18 protein-coding genes and 1 pseudogene are annotated in these 22269 nt (G+C 66.3%); 5 read left to right on the top strand and 14 right to left on the bottom strand.

All coding sequences use genetic code 11. From position 1 onward, the window contains the following. Positions 1-20 precede the first annotated feature (20 nt). Positions 21-2042, top strand: coding sequence for a propionate--CoA ligase (locus F6X40_RS38225; RefSeq protein ID WP_262421702.1), 2022 nt, complete (start codon positions 21-23; stop codon positions 2040-2042). A gap of 44 nt (positions 2043-2086) precedes the next feature. Here F6X40_RS38225 and F6X40_RS38220 read toward each other — a convergent pair whose 3' ends face one another. The 4 genes from F6X40_RS38220 to F6X40_RS41955 form a co-directional block, all read right to left on the bottom strand. Continuing rightward, positions 2087-2881, bottom strand: a complete 795-nt coding sequence (locus F6X40_RS38220) for a 5'-methylthioadenosine/adenosylhomocysteine nucleosidase (protein WP_187631437.1) — start codon at positions 2879-2881, stop codon at positions 2087-2089. Further along, positions 2878-5241 (bottom strand): UvrD-helicase domain-containing protein, encoded by a 2364-nt coding sequence (locus F6X40_RS38215; protein WP_187631436.1) that lies wholly within the window; start codon positions 5239-5241, stop codon positions 2878-2880. The genes F6X40_RS38220 and F6X40_RS38215 overlap by 4 nt, the downstream gene beginning before the upstream one ends. Before the next feature lie 808 nt (positions 5242-6049). Then, a complete protein-coding gene (locus F6X40_RS38210) occupies positions 6050-7315 on the bottom strand; it encodes an MFS transporter (RefSeq protein WP_187631435.1) in 1266 nt (421 codons plus the stop codon). 212 nt (positions 7316-7527) lie between these two features. Then, entirely contained in the window at positions 7528-7695 is a 168-nt protein-coding gene (locus tag F6X40_RS41955) for a hypothetical protein (protein ID WP_222946278.1), read from the bottom strand. 103 nt (positions 7696-7798) lie between these two features. Here F6X40_RS41955 and F6X40_RS38205 point away from each other — a divergent pair, with 103 nt between their 5' ends. Further along, on the top strand, positions 7799-9400 hold the full coding sequence (locus F6X40_RS38205) for a methyl-accepting chemotaxis protein (protein ID WP_187631440.1): 1602 nt from the start codon (positions 7799-7801) through the stop codon (positions 9398-9400). A 15-nt stretch (positions 9401-9415) separates the two neighbouring features. Here the strand turns inward: F6X40_RS38205 and F6X40_RS38200 are convergent, their stop codons facing one another. The 4 genes and pseudogenes from F6X40_RS38200 to F6X40_RS38185 form a co-directional block, all read right to left on the bottom strand. After that, complete coding sequence (locus F6X40_RS38200) at positions 9416-10309, bottom strand: HlyD family secretion protein (RefSeq protein ID WP_184063625.1); 894 nt, start codon at positions 10307-10309, stop codon at positions 9416-9418. Positions 10310-10322: 13 nt separating this feature from the next. Continuing rightward, positions 10323-10523, bottom strand: coding sequence for a DUF1656 domain-containing protein (locus F6X40_RS38195; protein ID WP_018421177.1), 201 nt, complete (start codon positions 10521-10523; stop codon positions 10323-10325). Then, positions 10513-12730 (bottom strand): annotated as a pseudogene (locus tag F6X40_RS38190) (FUSC family protein). The gene F6X40_RS38195 and the pseudogene F6X40_RS38190 overlap by 11 nt, the downstream one beginning before the upstream one ends. 8 nt (positions 12731-12738) lie before the next feature. Beyond that, entirely contained in the window at positions 12739-14358 is a 1620-nt protein-coding gene (locus F6X40_RS38185) for an efflux transporter outer membrane subunit (protein ID WP_187631433.1), read from the bottom strand. Between the two features lie 155 nt (positions 14359-14513). Between F6X40_RS38185 and F6X40_RS38180 the strand changes: the two genes are divergently transcribed. Together F6X40_RS38180 and F6X40_RS38175 are read left to right on the top strand one after the other, a co-directional pair. Continuing rightward, complete coding sequence (locus F6X40_RS38180) at positions 14514-15452, top strand: LysR family transcriptional regulator (protein WP_187631432.1); 939 nt, start codon at positions 14514-14516, stop codon at positions 15450-15452. 240 nt (positions 15453-15692) lie between these two features. After that, positions 15693-15845, top strand: a complete 153-nt coding sequence (locus tag F6X40_RS38175; RefSeq protein WP_167544144.1) for a hypothetical protein — start codon at positions 15693-15695, stop codon at positions 15843-15845. 43 nt (positions 15846-15888) lie between these two features. Here the strand turns inward: F6X40_RS38175 and F6X40_RS38170 are convergent, their stop codons facing one another. The 4 genes from F6X40_RS38170 to wrbA are packed head-to-tail and all read right to left on the bottom strand — an operon-like array spanning position 15889 to position 19393. Then, a complete protein-coding gene (locus F6X40_RS38170; RefSeq protein WP_187631431.1) occupies positions 15889-16695 on the bottom strand; it encodes a metallophosphoesterase in 807 nt (268 codons plus the stop codon). A 52-nt stretch (positions 16696-16747) separates the two neighbouring features. After that, positions 16748-18166, bottom strand: coding sequence for an FAD-binding oxidoreductase (locus F6X40_RS38165; protein ID WP_187631430.1), 1419 nt, complete (start codon positions 18164-18166; stop codon positions 16748-16750). Positions 18167-18198: 32 nt separating this feature from the next. Further along, entirely contained in the window at positions 18199-18780 is a 582-nt protein-coding gene (locus tag F6X40_RS42945) for a DUF2069 domain-containing protein (RefSeq protein ID WP_187631429.1), read from the bottom strand. 10 nt (positions 18781-18790) lie between these two features. Further along, a complete protein-coding gene (gene wrbA, locus F6X40_RS38155) occupies positions 18791-19393 on the bottom strand; it encodes an NAD(P)H:quinone oxidoreductase (protein ID WP_090801006.1) in 603 nt (200 codons plus the stop codon). A 142-nt stretch (positions 19394-19535) separates the two neighbouring features. Between wrbA and F6X40_RS38150 the strand changes: the two genes are divergently transcribed. Beyond that, positions 19536-20849 (top strand): YihY family inner membrane protein, encoded by a 1314-nt coding sequence (locus tag F6X40_RS38150; protein WP_262421700.1) that lies wholly within the window; start codon positions 19536-19538, stop codon positions 20847-20849. A 34-nt stretch (positions 20850-20883) separates the two neighbouring features. Here F6X40_RS38150 and F6X40_RS38145 read toward each other — a convergent pair whose 3' ends face one another. Beyond that, positions 20884-21204 carry an Mpo1-like protein gene (locus F6X40_RS38145; protein ID WP_184006183.1) on the bottom strand — a complete coding sequence of 107 codons (321 nt, stop codon included), beginning with the start codon at positions 21202-21204 and terminating at the stop codon, positions 20884-20886. A gap of 209 nt (positions 21205-21413) precedes the next feature. Beyond that, entirely contained in the window at positions 21414-22247 is an 834-nt protein-coding gene (locus tag F6X40_RS38140; RefSeq protein WP_187631428.1) for an alpha/beta fold hydrolase, read from the bottom strand. Positions 22248-22269: the final 22 nt, after the last annotated feature.

Genomic DNA, 22269 nt, shown 5'->3' with positions numbered 1-22269 from the left:
GATGTCTCGTGGGCTCGGAGATGTGTATAAGAGAAAGTGGCTATGCTTGTGCGCATAACCAGCACCGCACCGGGCGCGCAATTTACGATTCCGTTTCATCCACCCCGTCCACTTCCGCCGCACGAGGATCGCCGCCGATGACCCGCTACCGCGATTTCCACCGCCGCTCGATCGACCACCCCGAAGCCTTCTGGCGCGAAGAAGCCCAGCGCATTCACTGGCACACGCCATTCGGCACCGTGCTCGACCGCTCGAAGCCGCCGTTCGCGCGCTGGTTCGTCGGCGGTCGCACGAACCTCTGCCATAACGCGGTCGACCGGCATCTGGCCGAACGCGCGCAGCAGAACGCGCTCGTCTACGTATCGACCGAAACCGGCATCGAGCGGCACTACACGTATGCCGATCTGTACGCCGAAATCAACCGGATGGCCGCCGTCATGCGCTCGCTCGGCGTGAAGCGCGGCGACGTCGTGCTGATCTATCTGCCGATGATCCCCGAGGCGCTGTTCGCGATGCTCGCCTGCGCGCGGCTCGGCGCGATCCACTCGGTCGTGTTCGGCGGCTTCGCGGCGCCGAACCTCGCCACGCGTATCGACGACGCGAAGCCCGTGCTGATCGTCACTGCCGACGCCGGCGCGCGCGGCGGCAAGGTGGTCGACTACACGCCGCTCGTCGACGAAGCGCTCGCGCGCGCCATGCACAAGACACCGTATGTGCTGCTGATCGACCGGCAGCTCGCGCCCGCGCGACTGAACGCGCCCTACCTCGTCGCCTACGAGCCGCTGCGCGAACAGTTCTTCGACGCCCACGTCCCGTGCGAGTGGCTCGAATCGAACGAGCCGTCGTACGTGCTGTACACGTCGGGCACGACCGGCAAACCGAAGGGCGTGCAGCGCGATGTCGGCGGCTATGCGGTCGCGCTCGCGGCATCGATGGAATACATCTTCGAGGGCAAGCCCGGCGACACCATGTTCACCGCGTCCGACGTCGGCTGGGTGGTCGGCCACAGCTACATCGTGTACGCGCCGCTGATCGCGGGGCTGACCACCGTGATGTACGAAGGCACGCCGATTCGTCCGGACGGCGGCATCTGGTGGCGGCTCGTCGAACACCACAAGATCAACCTGATGTTCACCGCGCCGACCGCGATACGCGTGCTGAAGAAGCAGGACCCGGCGCTGATGAAGGCAGCCGATCTGTCGAGCCTGCGCACGCTGTTTCTTGCCGGCGAACCACTCGATGAACCGACCGCCGAATGGATCTCCAACGCGTTGAACAAGCCGGTGATCGACAACTACTGGCAGACCGAAACCGGCTGGCCGATGCTCGCGATTCCGCGCGGCATCGAGGCACTGCCGACCAAGCTCGGTTCGCCGGGCGTGCCCTCGATCGGCTATAGCCTGAGCGTGCGCGACGAGCTGACCGGCGAGCCCTGCGCGCCCGGCGAGAAAGGCGTGCTGACGCTCGACTATCCGCTGCCGCCGGGCTGCATGTCGACGGTATGGGGCGACGACAAGCGCTTCGTCGGCACCTACTGGTCGAGCGTGCCGAACCAGCAGGTGTATTCGACGTTCGACTGGGGCGTGCAGGACGAGGACGGCTACGTGACGATCCTCGGCCGCACCGACGACGTCATCAACGTCGCGGGCCATCGCCTCGGCACGCGCGAGATCGAGGAGGCGCTGTCGAGCCATGCGGCTGTCGCGGAAGTCGCGGTGGTCGGTGTGACCGATCCGGTCAAGGGTCAGGCGGCGATGGCCTTCGTCGTGCTGCGCGGCGCGCAGGGAGAAGGCGACCCGAGCGAGCGCGCGCGGCTCGAAGCCGAACTGGCGATGACGGTGGACCGCCATCTCGGCTCGATTGCGCGGCCCGCGCGCGTGGTGATGGTATCGATGCTGCCGAAGACGCGCTCCGGCAAGCTATTGCGCCGCGCTATCGCGGCGCTCGCCGAAGGGCGCGAGCCGGGCGATTTGCCGACGATCGAAGATCCGGCCGCGCTGCAGCAGGTGCGCGACGCGCTCGGCGACGGCAGGAAGGAATAAGCGGGCCGATCAGCGGGCGACCAGGCGGACGAACCAGCGGGCGCTCAGCCCGCGCTGTCTCGCGTGCCGAGAAAGCGCGCGAGAATCGCGTTCGAATACGTGCCCGCGATCCCGGTCAGGAACGACATGAACGATCCGGGCGCGTGGTCGTCGGCGGTATCGGAGATCGTGCGCACGACCGCGCACGGCACGCCGTACTCGTAGCAGACCTGCGCGATCGCCGCGCCTTCCATCTCGACCGCGAGCGCGTCGGGCAGCGCGTCGCGCAACGCCGCGACGGCCGCCGCGCTCGCGACGAACTGATCGCCGCTGACGATCAAGCCGCGATGCACGCGCGGCGCGCGCGTGCCGAAGCGCGCCGCGCAGGCCGCGCCTTCCTCGGCGACGAACTGCTCGCATGCGGCGGTTAGACGGTCGGCGAGCGCCGCATCGGTGGTGAAGCGCGACATGCCGAGCAGCGGCACCTCGAAGCGCGGAAAAAGCGGCGACGCGTCGACATCGTGCTGCATCAGCGCGCTCGCAACGACGATATCGCCGACATGCACGTCGCCGCCGACACCGCCCGCGACACCGGTGAACACGATTGCCTCGACATCGAACGCGTGGATCAGCGCACTGACCGTCGCGGCCGCCGCGACCTTGCCGACGCGCGCGAGCGTGACGACGCACGGCGTGCCGTGCACGGTGCCGACGTGGTAGTCACGCTGGCCGTGCGTGACCGTGCGCACGCCGGACTCGGCGCGCATCGCTTCGATCAGGTCGCCGAGTTCCTGCGGTAACGCGGCCAGAACGCCGAGCGGCCGCCGCGCATCGTGGCTGAGATTCAAGGGCGTGCTCATTCGACCGCCTGCAATTTAGCCACCGCCAGCGCCAGCCACTTTTCGCCGTGCCGCTTGAAGCGGACCTGCGCTTTCGCGTCGGTGCCGTTGCCTTCGAGTGCGGTGATCGTGCCTTCGCCGAACTTGGTATGAAACACCTGCTGGCCGACGCGGAAGCCCGTGTCGGCCGCGCGCTGCTCGTTCGCGAACGCGGGCGCCGGCGCGGAGGTCACCGCCGCCGTCGACGCCGAACCGCCGCCGTACCCCGGCCGCGCGAACCAGTCGCGCCCGTAGCCGGCGTTGTCCGAGCGGCCGCCCCAGCGCGAGCCCGCCTCGACCTTCGGCGTCAGCCACTTCAGCGTTTCCTGCGGCAATTCGTCGAAGAAACGCGAGCGGATGTTGTAGCGGGTCTGGCCGTGCAGCATCCGGCTCTGCGCGAAAGACAGGTACAGCCGCTCCTTCGCGCGCGTGATCGCGACGTACATCAGACGCCGCTCCTCTTCGAGGCCGTCGGCCTCCATCGCGCTGTTCTCGTGCGGGAACAGCCCCTCTTCGAGGCCGGTGATGAACACCGCGGTGAATTCGAGCCCCTTTGCCGCGTGCACCGTCATCAGCTGCACCGCTTCCTGGCCGGCCTGCGCCTGGTTGTCGCCCGCTTCGAGCGATGCGTGCGACAGAAAGCCCGCGAGCGGTGTCATCGTGTCGGGGTTTTGCGCCGGATCGGCGATGCCCGGCGCGTCGAGGACCACCGTGGTCGGATCGTCGGTCGCGACCGCGAGTTCGGGCGCGGCGCTGGCTCCTGGGCGCAGCGGAATCGAGCGCGCGGGCGTATCGAGCCCGTAGCCTTCCTCGCTGACGAACGCGGCGGCCGCGTTGACGAGTTCCTGCAAGTTCTCGAGCCGCTCCTGGCCTTCGCGCTCGTTCTGATAGAAGTCGGCGAGACCGCTCGCGCGGACCACGTACTCGACGGTCTCCGGCAGGCTCATCTGCTGCGTGTCGGCGCGCATCTTGCCGACGAGGTTCGCGAACGCGGCGAGGCTCGAGCCGGCCTTGCCGGCGACGTACGGAATCGCCGCGGCCATCGAGCAGTTGTACGGACGCGCCGCGTCGGCGAGCTGTTCGATCGAACGCGCGCCGATGCCGCGAGTCGGGAAATTGACGACGCGGCCGAACGCGGTGTCGTCATTCGGGTTGTCGATCAGGCGCAGGTATGCGAGCGCGTGCTTGACTTCCTGACGTTCGAAAAAGCGCAGGCCGCCATACACGCGATACGCGATGCCCGCGTTGACGAGCGTGTGCTCGATCGTGCGCGACTGCGCGTTGCTGCGGTAGAGCACCGCGATTTCGCTGCGCGACAGGCCGGTGTTGATCAGCGCGCGGATCTCTTCGACGATCCAGCCGGCCTCCTGCGAATCGGTCGCCGATTCGTAGACGCGCACCGGTTCGCCGTGACCCGCGTCGGTACGCAGATTCTTGCCGAGGCGTCGCGAGTTGTTCGCGATCAGCTGGTTGGCGGCATCGAGAATATGGCCGTGCGAACGATAGTTTTGCTCGAGCTTGATCAGATTGCGCACGTTGAACTCGTGCTCGAAGTCGCGCATGTTGCCGACGTTCGCGCCGCGGAACGCGTAGATCGACTGGTCGTCGTCGCCGACCGCGAAGATTGCGTTGTGCTGGCCCGCGAGCAGCTTCAGCCACGCGTATTGCAGCTTGTTGGTGTCCTGAAACTCGTCGACGAGGATGTGCCTGAAGCGCGCCTGGTAATGCGCGCGTAGCGGCGGATTGTGCGCGAGCAGTTCGTAGCAGCGCAGCAGCAGCTCGGGGAAGTCGACGACGCCTTCGCGCTGGCATTGCTGATCGTAGGCTTCGTAGAGTTCGACGAACTTGCGGTTGAAGTTGTCGGTGGCGTCGACGTCTTTGGGGCGCAGGCCCTGCTCTTTCGCGTTGTTGATGAAGTACTGGAGATTTTTCGCGGGGTACTTTTCGTCGTCGATGTTGAGGCCCTTCATCAGGCGCTTGATCGCCGACAGCTGGTCCGCGGTATCGAGAATCTGGAACGTGGCGGGCAGCCCGGCGTCGCGGTGATGCGCGCGCAGCATACGGTTGCACAGGCCGTGGAACGTGCCGATCCACATGCCGCGCGTGTCGATCGGCAATAGCGCCGAGAGGCGCGCCATCATTTCGCGGGCGGCTTTGTTCGTGAAGGTCACCGCGAGGACGGTCGCGGGGGACGCGAGGCCTTGCTGAATCAGCCACGCGATGCGGGTGATCAGGACGCGGGTTTTGCCGCTGCCGGCGCCCGCCAGGATCAGGGCGGGCTCATTCGGGAGCGTTACGGCGGCGTGTTGTTCGGGGTTTAGATTCGAGAGGAGGTCGGGCATTTTTTTGCTTAGGCGCAGTTCGGGAGACATTATATGCCCCGGCGGGGGCGGCGCTTTTTTTGGTTTTTTTGTTCTTCTGGATATGGGTTGGGTTTTTTTCGTTGTTCTGGCGGGGTTGGCCTTTCCTTGCTTTGTTATCGGTCTATTAGCGTTGCCCCTGTGCGGGGCGGCACCTACTTTCTTTGCTGCTGCAAAGAAAGTAGGCAAAGAAGACAGCTAAAACAGCAAACTCTTAAGTGGGTCCCTCGGTCCGCATGAGGTAGTGGTGCATCCGGAATCCGTGCTCTCGCACATTCCGCGCTTGTGACAAGGCTGTCATTCTTCCGGCGGCGCTACGCGCGCCGAAACCCCGTTCAAAACCCACTGGTGGTTTCGGCGCATCGCCGAGGCGCAGCCGACGGCCCCCGCTGCGCGGGCAAAACCATTGGTTTCCCTGGCAGACCCGTCCGCGACGCACGTAGTGCGGAGTGGGAGGGATGACGGCTTTGTCACGAACGGGGAATGTGCGGGGGCCCGGATTCCAGATGCACCACTACCCCTTCCAAGCCAGGGGACCCGCTTAAGAGTTGGCGGTTTGAGCTGTCTTCTTTGCCTACTTTCTTTGCAGCAGCAAAGAAAGTAGGTGCCGCCCCGCACAGGGGCAACGCTAATAGACCGACAAGACAACAAGGAAAGGCCAACAAAGCCAGAACAACGAAAAAAGCCCCGCCCCGCACAGGGGCAACGCTAATAAACCGACAAGCCAGCAAGGAAAGGCCAACACCACACGATAAGGAAAAAGCCCCAACCCCGCGGCACGCGCTCACCCTCACCCTTTAACCCGCTTCCCCTCAACATCCGGCAACAAAACAGTGAGCACCCCAATCAACGGCAAAAACGAACAAACCTTATAAACAAACGCAATACTGGTAGCGTCAGCGAGTTCCCCAAGCACGGCGGCGCCCACGCCGCCAAGCCCAAAGGCAAAACCAAAGAACAACCCAGCCACCATCCCAACCTTCCCAGGAATCAACTCCTGCGCATAAACAAGAATCGCCGAGAACGCCGAGGCGAGCACCACCCCAATAACAACCGTCAGCACACCAGTCCAGAACAGATTCGCATACGGCAACAGCAGCGTAAAAGGCGCGACGCCAAGAATCGACACCCAGATCACGTACTTGCGCCCGATCCTGTCGCCGATCGGGCCGCCGATCACCGTACCCGCCGCGACCGCCGCGAGGAACACGAACAGATGGATCTGCGCGGCCTGCACCGACAGATGGAACCTGTCGATCAGATAGAACGTGAAATAGCTATTGATGCTGGCGAGATAGAAGTACTTGGAGAACACCAGCAACACCAGCACGCTCATCGCCAGGATGATCTTGTTACGCGGCAGCGTCACATGCGCGCCCTGGCCGCGCGCCTTCCTGACCGACGGATGACGCTTGTACCAGCGGCCGATCTGCGTGAGCACGACGATCGCGACGAGCGCCGCCGCCGAGAACCACGCGATGCTGCGTTGCCCGTGCGGAATCACGATCAGCGCGGCGAGCAGCGGCCCGAGCGACGAACCCGCATTGCCGCCGACCTGGAACAACGCCTGCGCGAGACCGTGACGGCCACCCGAGGCCATCCGCGCGACTCGCGACGACTCCGGATGGAACACCGACGATCCGCAGCCGACCAGCGCCGCGGCGACCAGCAGCACGCCGAAGTTCGGCGCGACCGACATCAGCAGCAGCCCGGTCAGCGTGAAGCCCATGCCGACCGGCAGCGAGTACGGCTTCGGATGTTTGTCGGTATAGCTGCCGACGAGCGGCTGCAGCAGCGACGCGGTGATCTGGTAGGTCAGCGTGATCAGACCGATCTGCCCGAACGACAACGAGAAGTTGTCCTTGAACATCGGGTAGATGGCGAGGATCAGCGACTGGATCATGTCGTTGAGCAGGTGCGAAAAGCTGATCGCGCCGAGCACGGAATACACCGTGCGCTGGACCTTGGCGGCCGCCGGCGCAGCGGCGGCCGGGGACGCGCTCGCCCCCGTGGCGGATGCGCCGGCAAGGGCGCTTTTATCGAGGCTCGTTTCCATACGCTAGAAAAAAAGATCGGGAAAACGGTGGAATGAAAGATCGGCACCGAAAACCGGTGCGGGCAGCACGCCTCGTAGGCGCATTCCGCGAAGCACTGCGGCGTTTCGTCGCGGCAACCGGCGTTTTGAATATTTAGCGGAAGTTTAATGTGGCCGAAGCGAATTGTAAGGACAAGTTTTGTCGCGAATCGGACAAGGGGGCGGATGACTTTTCATTCGGCGGTGAAAGGACGAGTCGTCAGCTCTTTGCCTGAAGAAACTTTTTTTGGCGAGGTTTTGGCCACGGTATAAAGCGCTCGCGATTTGCGCGGCTCACGAAGCAGCGCGTCGAACATGGAACCGGGAACGGCAAGCGGCGCACGATCCGCCGCGGCTTGCACAAGCGAAATTCAAGATCGCGGGGCGAGCTGCCGTAGACCCGGAGAGATAAGTGGTGATGCCGGAACCGACCTTCCGGCGCGTCGACATGTGGGGACGGGGATGATGAAAGCAGTGGCACACAGCGCAGCGGCAACGAAGTTCAACGGCCTGTCGGTCAAGGCGACGCTGCGGATCGCGTTTGCGATTCTGCTCGCCGGCACGCTGCTGATCGGCGTGTTTTCGCTGCTGCAGATCGGCCGGCTGAACGCGTCCGCGCAATCGATCTACGACCAGGGCCACGTCGCGAGCCGCGCCGCCGAGGAAGCGCGCGGCCACATGCTGCGCGCGAGCCGCGCGCAAAAGATGCTGCTGACCGCGACCACCGCGAAGGAGCGCGACGAACTCGGGGCCGACATCGAGCGCGGCCTCGCAGGTCTCAACGAGCAGCTGGGCACGCTCCAGCAGTACGTCGATAAGTCGGACGCGAAGGCGGTCGGCGCGCAGAAGGCGTTCACCGCGGCGGTCGCGGCATGGAGCAGTCATCTGCGCGACTTCGTCACGCTCGTGAAAGCGCAGCCGCTCGATCTGTCGCAGATGAACTGGCAGGTCGGCACGCAGGACGTGTCGCTGCTCGTCGAAACCGGCAAGCTCGAAAAGCTCGTCGACGAACTCGTCGCGCAGCGCGGCACCGCCGCGAAGGCGACGATCGACGCGTCCGGTTTCATCTATCACTCGTCGTTCGTGATGATCGCGGTGATGACGTTCGCACTGATCGTGCTCGCGTTCGGCATCGCCGCGTGGGTCGTGCGGCGGCTCACCGCGCAGCTCGGCGGCGAGCCCGCGTACGCGAAGGAGATCGCGCGCCGCATCGCCGCGGGCGATCTGTCGAACCGCATCGCGCTCGGCGGCAAGGACCGTGCGAGCATGCTGTTCGCGCTGTCCGACATGCAAAGCGGACTCGCGACGACGGTTGCCGACATCGCGTCGAGCGCCGATGCGATCGCGACCGCGTCCGCGCAGATTTCGATGGGCAATCTCGACCTGTCGCAGCGTACCGAGCAGCAGGCGCTCGCGCTCGAGCGCACCGCGAGCAGCATGGAGCAGCTGACCTCGACGGTGCGTCAGAACGCCGACAACGCAAAGCAGGCGAGCACGCTCGCGAACAACGCGTCGGCGATCGCCGAGCAGGGCGGCGCGGTCGTGAGCCGCGTGGTGGCGACGATGAACGACATCAACGACAGCGCGCGCAGCATCGGCGACATCATCGGCGTGATCGAGGGGATCGCGTTTCAGACCAACATCCTCGCGTTGAACGCGGCCGTCGAGGCGGCGCGCGCGGGCGAGGAGGGGCGCGGCTTTTCGGTCGTCGCGGCGGAAGTGCGCAATCTCGCGCAGCGTAGCGCGGCGGCCGCCAAGGAGATCAAGGGCTTGATCCAGGCTTCGGTCGAGCGCGTCGGCAACGGCTCGACGCTCGCCGCTGACGCCGGTCAGACGATGGACGAAGTCGTCAAGGCCGTGAAGCGCGTGACCGACATCATGGGCGAGATTTCGGCGGCGTCGTCCGAGCAGAGCGCCGGTATCGAGGCGATCAGTCTCGCGGTCACGCAGATGGACTCGGGCACGCAGCAGAACGCCGCGCTGGTGGAGGAGGCCACCGCCGCGGCCCGCTCGCTCGACGATCAGGCACGCGGGCTGAAGGCGATGGTGGGGCAGTTCAGGCTATAAAAGGCGGCGCGGGCGTCAGCTCGCGTTGGCCGACGAGGAGCCGGAGCCCGTCCCCGGCCGCACCACCACCGTGCAGGTCGTGCCCGCCGCCAGCATCACGTCGGGCGGCACCGAGTCGATCCGCACGCGCACCGGCACGCGCTGCGCGAGGCGCACCCAGTTGAAGGTCGGATTCACGTCCGCGAGCAGCTCGTGGCTTTGCGGATTGTCGCGGTCGTAGATGCCGCGCGAGATGCTCTCCACGTGGCCTTGCAGCGTGCCGCCGCTCATCAGCCGCACTTCGGCCTGATCGCCGACGCGCACGTGCGGCAGCTTGGTTTCCTCGAAGTAGCCATACACCCAGAACGAGTGACTGTCGACGATCGCGAGCTTCGCCGCGCCCGCGCTCGCATAGTCGCCGCGGAACACGGACAGGTTCGTCACGTAGCCGTCGACCGGCGACACCACGCGCGTGCGCTCGAGGTTCAGCTTCGCGGCGTCGAGCGCGGCGAGTGCCTGCTGATAGGCGGCATCGGCGGCGGACGCGGTATGCGTCGCGTTTTCGCGGCTTTCCTTCGACACCACCTGCGAATCCATGTCGGCACGCCGTTGCGCATCGTCGCGCTTCATCTGCAATTCGGCCTTGCGCGCGGCAACGGCGGCCTGCGCCTGCTCGACCGCGATCTGGTAATGCGACGGATCGATCTGCATCAGCAGGTCGCCCTTCTTCACGAACTGGTTGTCCTTGACCGGCAGATCGACGATCGCGCCCGACACGTCCGGCGCGACGTTGACGATCTCGGCGCGCACGCGGCCGTCGCGGGTCCACGGTTCGTCCATGTAATGGACCCACAGCACGCGGCCAATCACGATCGCGACGATGAAAATGACGGCTGTCGCGATGAAGCCCACAAGATTTCGGATGGTCATGTTTCGACTCTGATCAACGATAAACGGCGAGGCCGAGAAGGCCGCACACGGACACGAGCAAGCTGGCCCGGAACAGGGAGGGGTGCCACACCACGCGATAGAGGCCCGTATAGGCGATCACGCGATCGACGAGCCAGGTCAGCGCGGCGCCCGCGATGAACAGCAGCACAATGGCCGGCACATAGGCATCGAGCACGGCGATATCACGCGGCATGAGGAACTCCTTTTTCTTCTGATGCGTCCGCGCGCGCCGATCGCCGAGGCAAGCGGCGACTGCGGATCGAGCAGCGCGGTACGGATGAAATGCAGTTGACTGAGGATGCGCAACAGCTGATGGCGTTCTTCACGCGATGGCGTGAAGCCGGCCATCAACTGCTGCAGTTGCGCGATCGCATCGGCGGTCGCCGCGAGCGCGCGCGCGAAGTGCTGCTGCCGCGGCCGCTCGAACAGCGCCGCGAGCGCATCGCGCAGCGCGCGCAGCGCGACGCGCCACGGTGCCGCTTGGTGGTAGCGCGGCTCGTTGGGCAGCGTCGCGATTTCGCGGCGCAGGTCGATCACCGCGTTGCCGACCTCCAACACCGAAAACAGCCAGCGCAGCGTGTCGCGCTTCGTTTCGGGCTCGTTCTGCGACAGCGCGTTGATCTGGAACATCAGATCGCGCGCGCCGCTTTCGAAGCGCGAGCGCACGCGTGCCAGACCCGCGCGGCCGGCCAGCACCACCTGGCGGCGCAGGTCGACGAGCAGGCGGTTGCGCAGCCACGGCGTCGACGGCGGGAGCAGCACCGCGAACGCGATCGACGACACGAGCATCGACAGCACCAGCGCGAGCGCGTCGTTCATGAACGCGCTCGGGTCGTAGTGAATCACGTTGTCGGGGCCGGCGAGGAAGCAGAAGAAGATGCAGTAGCCGACGCCGTAGCCCGCGAGCGTCGGACGCGTGGTCATCAACACGCCGAGCAGCAGGAACGGCGTGAGCGCGACGCACAGCATCACGAAGCCGTCGATGTGCGGATACACGCCGAACACCGCGATCATGCCCATCAGCGTCGCGAGCACCGTGCCGCCGGCCATCTTGAACGCGGTGCGCTTCGGATCCGGCGACGCCGACGCGAGCGCGCACACGGCCGCTGCGACCAGCGTCAACGTCGAGCCGCTCGGCCACGCGGTGGCGATCCAGAACGCCCCGAGCACCATCATCACGATGGCCGCGCGCAGGCCCGCGACGCCGGCCGCGATCGCGTTGGTTTTCGGCTCGTAGCGCTCGATCCAGCGTTCGCGCGCGTGCTTGTCGACGGCGAGCGACGCGTAGGTCGCCGCGTACGCATGCAGGTCGTCGATGAAGCGGTACAGCAGCTCGGCGCCCGTGTCGAAATCGAGCAACGGCGCGTCGGGGTGCGTTTCGAGCTCGTCGCGCGTCGCGCGCACGCGTTTGGGCAACTCGCTTCTGTAGGTGTCGAGCTGGGCCGCGGCGTGCGCGGCGTCGGCCGCGCTCAGCACCGGCTCGCCCGACTTCGCGAGCAACGGCGCGATCTCCTTGAAGTACGGTTCGAGCGCGGCGATCGCGATCGCCGCGCCGTGCGTGCCGCTGTCGCGCAGACGGTTCATCAGCTGATGCAGCGCGTGAAAGCGCGTCGACGCGGTCATGAACTCGCTGTTCAGACGCGCGAGGCGCCCGCCGCGCATCCGCGAATCGGGGCCTTCGAACACGGCGATGCTGCGCGCGGCCTCGAAGCCGACGATGTCGGCGACGAAGCGTGCATTGGTCGCCTCGGTCTGGGCGCGGTCGTTGCGCCCGGCAAGCGACGCCGACACGTACTCGACGAACGCCGAGAAGCGCGCACGCACGGTGCCGCGCATCTGCAGGCCGGCGAACTGCGGAAACACGAGGCCGCTGACCGCGCCCGCGCAGATGATGCCGATCACCACTTCCGCGACCCGCGTGAGCGCGCTCAGGAACGCGCCGTCCGGATGCTGCGAAGCGGGGATGCCGATCAGCGCGGCCGTGTAGCCCGCCAGCACGAAGCCGTACGAACGGAAGTTGCGATTGCGCGCGGCGCCGGCGGTACAGATGCCGACCCAGATCGCGGTCGTGACGAGGAACAGCTCCGGCTGCTGCGCGAACAGTCCGATCAGCGCGAGCATCACGACGAGACCGACCAGCGTGCCGCAGATCCGATAGAAGCTCTTCGCGAACACTGCGCCGCTTTGCGGCTGCATCACGATGAACACGGTGGTCATCGCGGTGCGCGGCTGCGGCAGATCGAGCTTCATCGCGATGCCGAGCGCGAGGAAACACGCGGCGAGCGACTTGAACAGATAGATCCATACGAGGCCGTCGGTGCGCGCCCAGTGGGCGGCGGCTTCGTAGAGCGCGGCGAACGAGGCGGGGCGCGCGCTCGACGGGGAGGGCGAGGAGGACATGGCCTTCCTTACTCGGACGCGGGCGCGTTCGGGGCGCGCGAGGCGGTGGTGGCGGTGATGGCTGCGTTGGTCCTGGCGTTGACGTTGGCATCCGCTGTTGCCGTGTCGCTACTCGCCGCGCCGCTCTTGCTCTCGCCGCTGCCCTTGCCATGCGCCGGCAACGTTTCGTTATCCCGCGGACCGTTGGCCGGATCGTCGAGACCGCCGCCGAGCGCCGTCATCAACGACGCATGCGCGCCGAGCCGCTCGGCCTGCACTTTGGCGACGCCTTCCTGCGCGCGCAGCAACTGGTTTTGCGCGACCAGCACGTTCAGATAGTCGCTCAAGCCGCGCCGGTAGCCTTCGCGCGACAGCTCGTAGTTCCTGCGCGCGGCGGCGACCGAGCGGTCGGCGTCGTCGGCCTGGGTGGTCAGCGAACGGATGCGGATCACCTGGTCGGAGATGTCCTTCAGCGCGCCCACGATCGACTGGTTGTAGCGCTCGATGGCCTCGTCGTAGCCCGCCGACGCCGCGCCGAGCTGCGAGCGCAGCCGGCCGCCGTCGAAGATCGGCAGCGTCAGCGCGGGACCCACGCTCCAGCTATGCGACGGACTCTTCAGGAACTGGAACAGCGGCCCCATCGCCGCATAGCCGCCGATCGAGGCGAGCAGGTTGATGTCCGGATAGAACCCGGCCTTGGCGACGTCGATGCCGCGCGCCTGCGCGGCGACCGTCCAGCGTGCCGCGACCACGTCCGGCCGGTGGCCGATCAGATCCGCGGGCAGCGCGGCCGGCAGACCAGCGGGCGCGGCGAGCGACAGCGCCGGGCGCTGGATCGCGTCGCCGGCGCCCGGACCCTTGCCCGCGAGCGCGGCCAACTGATTGCGGCCGAGCGCGATCCTCTCCTCGATCGCGTCGATCTGGCGCTCGTACTCGGGCATCGGCGTCTCGGCCTGGCTCACTTCGAGCTGCGTGCCGATGCCGCCCTTCAGGCGCCGGTTCGCGAGGTCGACGATCTGCTGCTGTTGCTGCAGCGTGGCCTTCGCGATGTCGAGCAACGCGTAGTTCAGCGACATCTCGATATAGGTGCGCACGACGTTCGCCTGCAGTTCGAGCTGCGCGGCGCGCGCGTCGGCGGCGCTGGCGTGCGCGAGGTCGAGCGCGCGCTCGGCGGCGTTCCTGTCCTTGCCCCAGAAATCGAGGTGATACGCGAGGCCGAGCGTGCCGGTGTTGTTCCACGACTGCTCGCCGGCGAGCGGGCCCGGGCCGTAGAACACGTTGTCGGCCCACTGCTGGCGCTGGATCGACAGGCTGCCGTTGACTTGCGGCGCGAGCGCCGCGCGCGCGACGCCGGCCATCGACGCCGCCTCACGCACGCGCGCCTGGGCGACCGCGAGACTGGGATTGCCGGCTTGCGCGTCCGCGATCCACCGGTCCAGCTGCGGATCGTCATAGGCGCGCCACCAGTCGGCGGCGGGCCACTGCGCGTCGGCGTTGGCGGCGCGGATTGCGTTGCCCGCATCGAGCGACGCAGGATTGATCGTGTGCGTTTGCGGCGCGACGCCTCCGGTACTTGCGCATCCGGCGATTGTTAATAGGATCGTAAGAACCGCGGGTGCGGCGATCCCTTTGGGTACCGGAGACTGCACGATTTCCTCCAAATTTGACTATAGAAGCTTGTGCGCAATTATATTTTTTGATCGATTGCGGAATAACCGGTAAAGATGCAAGGCATTTTTACCAGACATGAGACAATCGCCATTGCTGATCGTGTAACAATCGCTGCCGATTTCTGAGGATAGGTATGGACACGCTTCAAAACATGCGCGTTTTCGTCCGCGTCGTCGAAGCGGGCAGCTTCACGGGCGCCGCGCAGCATCTGAATACGACGACGGCCTACGCGTCGCGCGCGGTTTCGGATCTGGAAGCGCATCTGCGCACACGGCTTTTGAACCGGACCACGCGCCGCATCGCGCTGACCGAAGCTGGCGAGCGCTATCTGCAGCGCTGCGAGCAGATTCTCGCGTACGTGGATCAGGCGGAGGCCGAGGCGAGCGACGCGCACGCGCGTCCGTCCGGCAAGCTGAAGGTGCACGCGATGACGAGCTTCGGCCAGCACTACGTGGTGCCGGCCGTGGGCCGTTACCAGCAGCGCTACCCGGACGTGCATATCGAACTGACGCTCGCGCAGCGCATGCCCGATCTGCTCGACGAAGGCTTCGACGTGTCGCTGACGCTCGCGACCGGCCTGCCGGATTCGGGGCTGGTGTCGCAGCGCCTTGGCAGCGCGTTCAGCATTGCGTGCGCGTCGCCGGCGTACCTCGAACGGCGCGGCGTGCCGCAAAGGCCCGCGGACCTCGCGCAGCACACCTGCCTGCAGATGGTGACGCCGGTGAATCCGCCGGACAAATGGACCTTCGACGGCCCGAACGGCGAGGAAGTCGTCTCGCTCGGCGCGGCGACGTTTCAGGTGAACGTGGCCGAGGCGATGGTCGTGGCCGTCGCCCAGGGCATGGGCGTAGCGCTGATTCCGATCTACTCGGCGATCAGCCGTTTGCGCAGCGGCGAACTGGTGTGGCTGATGCCCGAGTACACGTCGCAGCAGATGAATCTGTATGCGCTGTATCCGTCGCGGCAGTATCTCGATGCGAAGATCCGCACGTGGGTCGAATTCCTGCGCGACGAGTTGCCTTCGACGCTGGCGGCGGATCAGGAGGAGTTGCGGCAGTTCGCGCGGACCTGACCGGTCTGCTCGTCATGCATTGACGTTCGAGCGCCACGCGGAGTGCGGCACGCGGAGTGCGGCACACGGAGTGCGGCACGCGGCGTGACAGCCTGTTACACACGCGCCGCGTCGCAACATTTCTTTACTTCTCCCGCGCAGTCGATTTGTTAACGTGTCGGTCACGCGTCGCCGCTCTGGCCGGACGCGCTGGATTCGCCGCCGTTCGGCGCCTCGCAACCACTGAAGGACGACACATTCATGGATACCCACCTGATGATCGGCTTGGCCGTCATGTTTGGACTGATCGGCGTCGCCGCGTCGCGCGATCTGCTGCGCCGCATGCGCGAACAGCAGCCGCAGCTCGTACCGGTCGAGGTCGAGTCACAGGATGCGCCGCGGCGCGAGCGGTGAGCGGCGGCGGGTTGATCTGACGCAAGAGGCCCGCTAGCACCCGCTAGATCTCGACGACCTTGTCCCACGCAAACAGCGGATTTTCCCACTGGCGCGTGCGCCGGTCGAAATAGCCGCGCGGATTGCACACGACGCGCGTGCCGTCCACCACGTAGTCGAACGACGTATGCGTGTGGCCATGAATCCACAATGCGACAGGCGCGCGCACGAGCTCGGGCAGATGGTTGACGAAGCCCGCCGACACGCGGTCTTCGGCAAAACGCCCGGCCAGGCTCAGCCGATGCGGCGCGTGATGCGTGACCACGATCGTTTGGCCGGCGAACGGTTTGGCAAGCTCGCTTTCGAGCCACGCGCGCGCATGCCGGTGCAGCGCGAGCGAATCGGCGGGCGTGAAGTCGCGCGCGGCGTCGCGCGGGTCGTGCGGCCAGTTCATCTGGATCAGCCCGCGATAGTCGAGCATGACCCGGCGCGCGGCGACGATCGATTCCTCGATTGCATCCGGCGTCGCGCCGTACAGCGCGAAGTCGGTCCACAACGTCGTGCCGAGCACGCGCCAGCGGCCCTGGCTGTCGACCAGCGCGGCGTTGTTCAGCACATGCACGTTGTCGACCTGCGCGGCCGCGTCGAGCATCGCGCTCTCCAGCGCGCCGAATTCACCGTCGTAGTACTCGTGATTGCCCGGCACGTAGACGACCGGCACGGCGTCGTCGAACGCCTGCGCGGCCCAGCGCGGGCCGGCCGCATGATTGTGGATGTCGCCCGCCAGCACCACGAGATCCGCCCGCGCATGCGGGATCAATTCAGGCTCGTCGTTTTCCAGATGCAGATCGGACAGCACGCGAATCTTCACGGACGCGACTCCTGCAAAACGCCTGCGCGCCGGATCGCGCAGGCTTCAGATATTAGCGTAGCACCTTGCCCGGATTCATCAGGTTCAGCGGATCGAGCGCCTGCTTGATCGCGCGCATCATCCGCACCTCGACGTCCTGCTTGTAGCGGGCGGCTTCGTCGATCTTCAACTGGCCGAGTCCGTGTTCCGCGCTGATGCTGCCGCGATGCGCATCGACGCTGTCGTAGACGATCCGGTTGATCGGGCTCTGGTACTGCCGCAGAAACGCCTTCGCATCGACGCCCTCGGGCGCCTGCACGTTGTAGTGCAGATTGCCGTCGCCGAGATGGCCGAACGTGACCATGCGCGCGCCCGGCGCGGCTTGCGCGATTGCCGCATCGGTCGCTTCGATGAAGTGGCCGATGCGTGAAATCGGCACCGCGATGTCGTGCTTGATGTTCAGGCCCTCCTCGGCCTGCGCGAGCGGAATGTGCTCGCGCAGATTCCAGAACGCGCGAGACTGCGCGAGGTTTTCCGCCACCACGGCGTCTTCCACGAGACCTTGTTCGAGCGCGGTTTCCATCAGCCCCTCGAACAGCGTGCGCGCGTGCACTTCGCTTTCGCTGTCCGACAGTTCGAGCAGCACGACCTGCGCATGTGGTTCGGCGAACGGATAACGCATCTGCTCGAAATGCCGGCCGACGAGGCGCAGGCAGAAATCCGACATCAGTTCGAAGCCGGTCAGGAGCGGCCCGGCGACGCGTTGCGTGAGCGCGAGAAAATCGAGCGCCGCATGCGGCGACGCGAGCGCGGCGAGCGCGGTGACGCGCGCGGCCGGTTGCGGATGCAGCTTGAGCACCGCCGCGGTGATCAGGCCCAGCGTACCTTCCGCGCCGATGAACAGGTCGCGCAGATCGTAGCCGGTGTTGTCCTTGCGCAGCCCGCGCAGGCCGTCCCACAGTTCGCCTTGCGGCGTCACCACTTCGAGGCCGAGGCATAGCTCGCGCGTGTTGCCATAGCGCAGCACGCCGGTGCCGCCCGCGTTGGTCGACAGATTGCCGCCGATCGTGCAGCTGCCTTCGGCGGCGAGGCTCAGCGCAAACAGACGCCCGGCCGCTTCGGCGTGCTTCTGCACGTCGGCGAGGATCACGCCGGCTTCGACCGTGATCGTGTTGTTGTGCGGATCGATGTCGCGCACGCGATTCAGGCGGCGCAGGCTGATGACCGCCTGCGCGCCGCTCGCGTCGGGTGTCGCGCCGCCCGCGAGGCCGGTATTGCCGCCCTGCGGCACCAGCGCGACGCAATGTTCGACCGCGAGCCTGACGAGCGCGGCGGCTTCCGCGGACGTGGCCGGGCACAGCACCGCGCAGGCCGCGCCGGTGTAGCGGCGGCGCCAGTCGGTCAGAAAGGGAGCGGTGTCGTGCGGATCGGTCAGTACGTAAGTCGCGCCGATGGCGTCGCGGCAGGCGGCGAGAAAAGCGGTGTGGGTCATGTGGATCGGTTGACGGTGTTGGGGCTTGGGCCTCAGGCGGGCGGGATCGGTTCGCTGGCGGCTTGCTTTGCAGCCTGATTTGCAGCCTGCTTCGCGGCCTGCTTCGCGGCTCGTTTCGCCGCGCGCTTGAACGGTCCGACATACGCGAGTGCGCAGGTGAAGAAGATCATGGCGAGCGCCGCCTGAAGCCAGCCGAGCCGCGCGCTCAAACCATGATCGCTCCAGCCACGCACGACGCCTTCGGCGAAATACAGCAGGATCAGCATCGACGCCCATTGCATCGTGTAAAGCCGACGTCGCCACACGCCCGGCAACGCGGAGAGTAGCGGCAACGCTTTTAGCACGAGCAGCGAGCCGCCAGAGCGCAACGGCGCGAGCCACCATTCCCATGCGACGGCAAGCACGATCATCGAGACCAGTGTGAAAGCGGCGACGAGCGCGGCGGCAGCTTTGGGTTGCACGGGCACGACGGTCGTAGATGCCGACGCGTTGGCCGCGAGGCTTGCGGGCGCCGCGTTCGCGTGGCCCCCGGAGTTCGTGGCCGCGAGTTCAGCGCCACCCGCGTCACGACGGGCGTCGTCGCGTTCGGTGGGTTGCGGATCCGGTTGGTTCACGGCTTTACGCTCACGGCCTTTCGGACATCGACGCCGCCGTGCGCCCAACGCGCGCACCAAGCGCAATCGCCAGCGTCCGTTCGTCGGCGGAGATGCCATGGCCGGTCGTGCCCGCGCGCGCGTAATGCGACGCGCCGTACGGCGTGCCGCCGGTCTGCGTGGTGGACAGCGCGCTCTCCGTGTATGGAATGCCGACGATCAGCATGCCGTGATGGAGCAGCGGCAGCATCATCGACAGCAGGGTGGATTCCTGGCCGCCGTGCAGGCTGCCGGTCGACGTGAACACGCAGGCCGGCTTGCCCGACAGTGCACCGGATAGCCACTGCGGCGTGGTGCCGTCGAGAAAGTATTTGAGCGCGGCCGCCATGTTGCCGAAGCGGGTCGGCGAACCGAGCGCGAGGCCCGCGCATTCTTCGAGGTCGCGCAGCTCGACGTACGGTGGTCCTTCGGTGGGAATGTCCGGCTCGCTCGCCTCGCAAACCGTGGAAACCGCCGGCACGGTGCGCACGCGCGCCTGCATGCCGGGGACGCTGTCGACGCCGTGCGCGATCGCCAGCGCGAGCTCGCGGGTGGCGCCGTGACGGCTGTAATAAAGCACGAGAATGTCTTTCATAGGCCTCATCATTGAACGGGTATTATAGGGGTTCGGTCAGTTGCACAGGCCGCTCATAGCCGTTCGGCCAGGCGCTTCGGCCAAACGCCGCGCGGAGTTCCCGCAGTCCCGGTCTGACGGTTCGGCAAGCAAGGAGGCAGGTTTGTTGGTTAGGATGCGTTTCGATCTCGACACGCTCAAACGGCTCGCGCAATTCGCGGCGCAACGCATCGGCGAGGACCGGATTCCGCAGGTCGCGGGCAGCCTGACGTTCACGACGATGCTCGCGCTCGTGCCGCTCGCCACCGTCGCGTTTGCGTTGTTCACCGCGTTTCCGATCTTCAGCTCGTTCCAGGCGTCGCTGCAGTTTTTTCTTGCCGACCACCTGATGCCCGCGCAACTGAACGATCAGATCTTCAAGTATCTGAACCAGTTCGCATCGAAGGCCAAAGGGCTGACCACGATCGGCATGATCATCCTGTTCGTCACCGCGGTGATGACGATGATGACCGTCGAGTCCGCGTTCAATGTGATCTGGCGCGTGCGCAAGGCGCGGCCCGTCGCGCAGCGCATTCTCGTGTACTGGGCGATCATCACGCTCGGTCCGATCCTGATCGGCGTGAGCCTGTCCATCTCGTCGTATGTGTTCACGCAATCGATGTCGTTTAGCGCCGCGCAGCGCATCACACCGCTGATCGCATGGGCGCTCGCGAGCGCCTCGCTGCCGTTCACGATGCTCGCGTTCACGATCCTTTACGTTTATCTGCCGAACTGTCGTGTCGAATGGCGCGACGCGGTGGTCGGCGGCGTGATCGCCGCGCTCGCGTTCGAGCTCGCCAAGCGCGGCTTCGGCTACTACGTGCGCCGTATTCCGACCTATACGGCGGTGTACGGCGCGTTCGCCGCGGTGCCGCTGTTCCTGGTGTGGATGTACCTGTGCTGGTTCATCACGCTGACCGGCGCGATGATCGCATCGGCGTTGCCGGCGATTCGCATCGGCCAGTTTCACCGCCCCGTGTTCTATGGCAGCAATCTGTTCGATTCGCTCGAATTGCTCGCGCGGCTGTGCGAGGCGCGTGAGGGCGGCAGACGCGGCTACACGATGCCCGAGCTTGCCCGGATGCTTCGCCGCGACAAGGATACGACGCTGATGCTGTTGCAGCGTCTCGAGGAGATCGAGTGGATCGCGCGGCTGGAGGAGGACCATACCGGCCCGCACTTCGTGCTGCTCGCGAACCCGGCGCAGGTGACCGTGCAGCGGCTGTACGACCTGTTCGTGATCGACCGCGCGGAGCTTACGTATCAGCTCGAACTCGACTCCACACGCGTGGACGGCGGCATGCTGCTCGCCGCGCTCGACAACGACCAGCTGAAGGTGACGCTCGCCGCGTTGCTCGCCTCGCGCGCGGCGGCACGGGCGGCGCGACCCGGCGATGGCGAGCGCGCGGCGGCTTCGATGCCGCACCAGGCAGCGTAATAGGGCGGCCAGACTTCGAGCCGCCCCGATAAAACTACAACGAGATCTTCCCCACGCAGATGTCCTTGAACATCACCCAGTCGCCCATCAGGCTGTAAAACGGATGACGGAAGGTAGCAGGCCGGTTCTTTTCGAAGAAGAAATGGCCGACCCACGCGAAGCCGTAGCCGCACACCACGGCCGCCGGCAACCATAGCCAGTCGCCGGTGGCGAGCGCCATCGCGAGGCAGCCAATGACGCCGAGCGAGCCGACGAAATGCAGCCGCCGCGACACGAGATTGCGATGCTCGCTCAGGTAGTACGGATAAAACTCCGCGAAGTTCGCGAAGTGATCGGTATGTGCTGTATGAGCCATGACGGCCTCCGGAGGCTGAGAAAGACAGCTTCAATCATTCTCCGGCGATCGCCTGCCTGGCGCAACCTGGCCATTCGGCAGATGGCGCGGCGGGTTCGGCGTGGGTATCGTGGTCGTTCGGTAGTGATTCGGTGGCGATTCGCAACGGCGTTCCCGACGGCCGCCCGCGGAGCACCGAGGCGCGCGGCGAGCGGCCATCGCGCGCCCCTTCAGCCCGCTTCGTGCGGCGGCCGCGAAGCGAAGCCATACAGCGCATCGAGCGTCGCGTCGGGCTGCTCGGTCATCAACGCGTGGCCCGCATCGAGCGTGACGGTGTCGACCGGCGTGCCCGCCTGCGCGAGCGCATCGGCAAGCGCTTTCGCCGCGCGCGGCGGCGTCATCGCATCGCGCCGGCCAACGATCAGGCGCGCGGCGCAACGCACCTGCGCCGCACGAGCGTGGCCGTCCGCATAGGTATGGCAGGCGGTGAAGTCGGTGTGGAACAGATGCGGCTCGCCGCTGGCCGACACGTGCTCCATCAGCCGCTGGTTCATGCCGTGCAGCCAGAAACCGGGGCCGGGGCACGAGGGCTTCGCGGCGAGCGTCGAATGCGACCACTGGTTGACCATGCCGATTACCTCGGGCTCGCGATTGAGCGCGGCGTCGAGCAGCGCGTCGGAGACCGTCATCGGCAGCGCGGTGGCGAGCAGCGCAAGATGCGTTGCACGCTGCGGATAGCGGCCGGCGAAGTCGAGCGCGATCAGCGAGCCCATGCTGTGACCGGCGACGAACGCACGCGTGACGCCCACGGCGTCGAGCAGCGCGGCGAGCCAGTCGGCCAGCGCGGCGATGCTGGCGAGCGCGGGGCCGGCGCTGCGTCGGTGGCCCGGCAGATCGACCGCGAGCACGCCGAAGCCGTGATGCGCGAAGTAGCGGCTTTGCAGCGCCCACACGCTGTGATCGTGCTCGGCACCGTGGATGAACACGGCGCTTGGCAGGCTCGCGTCGAAGGGTTTGCCGCCGGTGTAGGCGTAGGCCGCTTTGCCTTGAACGGTGACGATCATGCGGACTCCGGGCGGGCGGGGG

The sequence above is a fragment of the Paraburkholderia sp. UCT31 genome (assembly GCF_014397655.1).
Classification (GTDB): domain Bacteria; phylum Pseudomonadota; class Gammaproteobacteria; order Burkholderiales; family Burkholderiaceae; genus Paraburkholderia; species Paraburkholderia tuberum.
The sequence above is the reverse complement of the archived record's forward strand: the minus strand, read 5'-3'. Positions and strand labels throughout refer to the sequence as shown.

Bases quoted from the DNA above. Each gene is read 5' to 3' on its own strand.
- F6X40_RS38225 (WP_262421702.1), top strand. From the start codon at position 21: ATGTGTATAAGAGAAAGTGGCTATGCTTGTGCGCATAACCAGCACCGC.
- F6X40_RS38220 (WP_187631437.1), bottom strand. From the start codon at position 2,881: ATGAGCACGCCCTTGAATCTCAGCCACGATGCGCGGCGGCCGCTCGGC.
- F6X40_RS38215 (WP_187631436.1), bottom strand. From the start codon at position 5,241: ATGCCCGACCTCCTCTCGAATCTAAACCCCGAACAACACGCCGCCGTA.
- F6X40_RS38210 (WP_187631435.1), bottom strand. From the start codon at position 7,315: ATGGAAACGAGCCTCGATAAAAGCGCCCTTGCCGGCGCATCCGCCACG.
- F6X40_RS38205 (WP_187631440.1), top strand. From the start codon at position 7,799: ATGAAAGCAGTGGCACACAGCGCAGCGGCAACGAAGTTCAACGGCCTG.
- F6X40_RS38200 (WP_184063625.1), bottom strand. From the start codon at position 10,309: ATGACCATCCGAAATCTTGTGGGCTTCATCGCGACAGCCGTCATTTTC.
- F6X40_RS38195 (WP_018421177.1), bottom strand. From the start codon at position 10,523: ATGCCGCGTGATATCGCCGTGCTCGATGCCTATGTGCCGGCCATTGTG.
- F6X40_RS38180 (WP_187631432.1), top strand. From the start codon at position 14,514: ATGGACACGCTTCAAAACATGCGCGTTTTCGTCCGCGTCGTCGAAGCG.
- F6X40_RS38175 (WP_167544144.1), top strand. From the start codon at position 15,693: ATGGATACCCACCTGATGATCGGCTTGGCCGTCATGTTTGGACTGATC.
- F6X40_RS38165 (WP_187631430.1), bottom strand. From the start codon at position 18,166: ATGACCCACACCGCTTTTCTCGCCGCCTGCCGCGACGCCATCGGCGCG.
- wrbA (WP_090801006.1), bottom strand. From the start codon at position 19,393: ATGAAAGACATTCTCGTGCTTTATTACAGCCGTCACGGCGCCACCCGC.
- F6X40_RS38145 (WP_184006183.1), bottom strand. From the start codon at position 21,204: ATGGCTCATACAGCACATACCGATCACTTCGCGAACTTCGCGGAGTTT.
- F6X40_RS38140 (WP_187631428.1), bottom strand. From the start codon at position 22,247: ATGATCGTCACCGTTCAAGGCAAAGCGGCCTACGCCTACACCGGCGGC.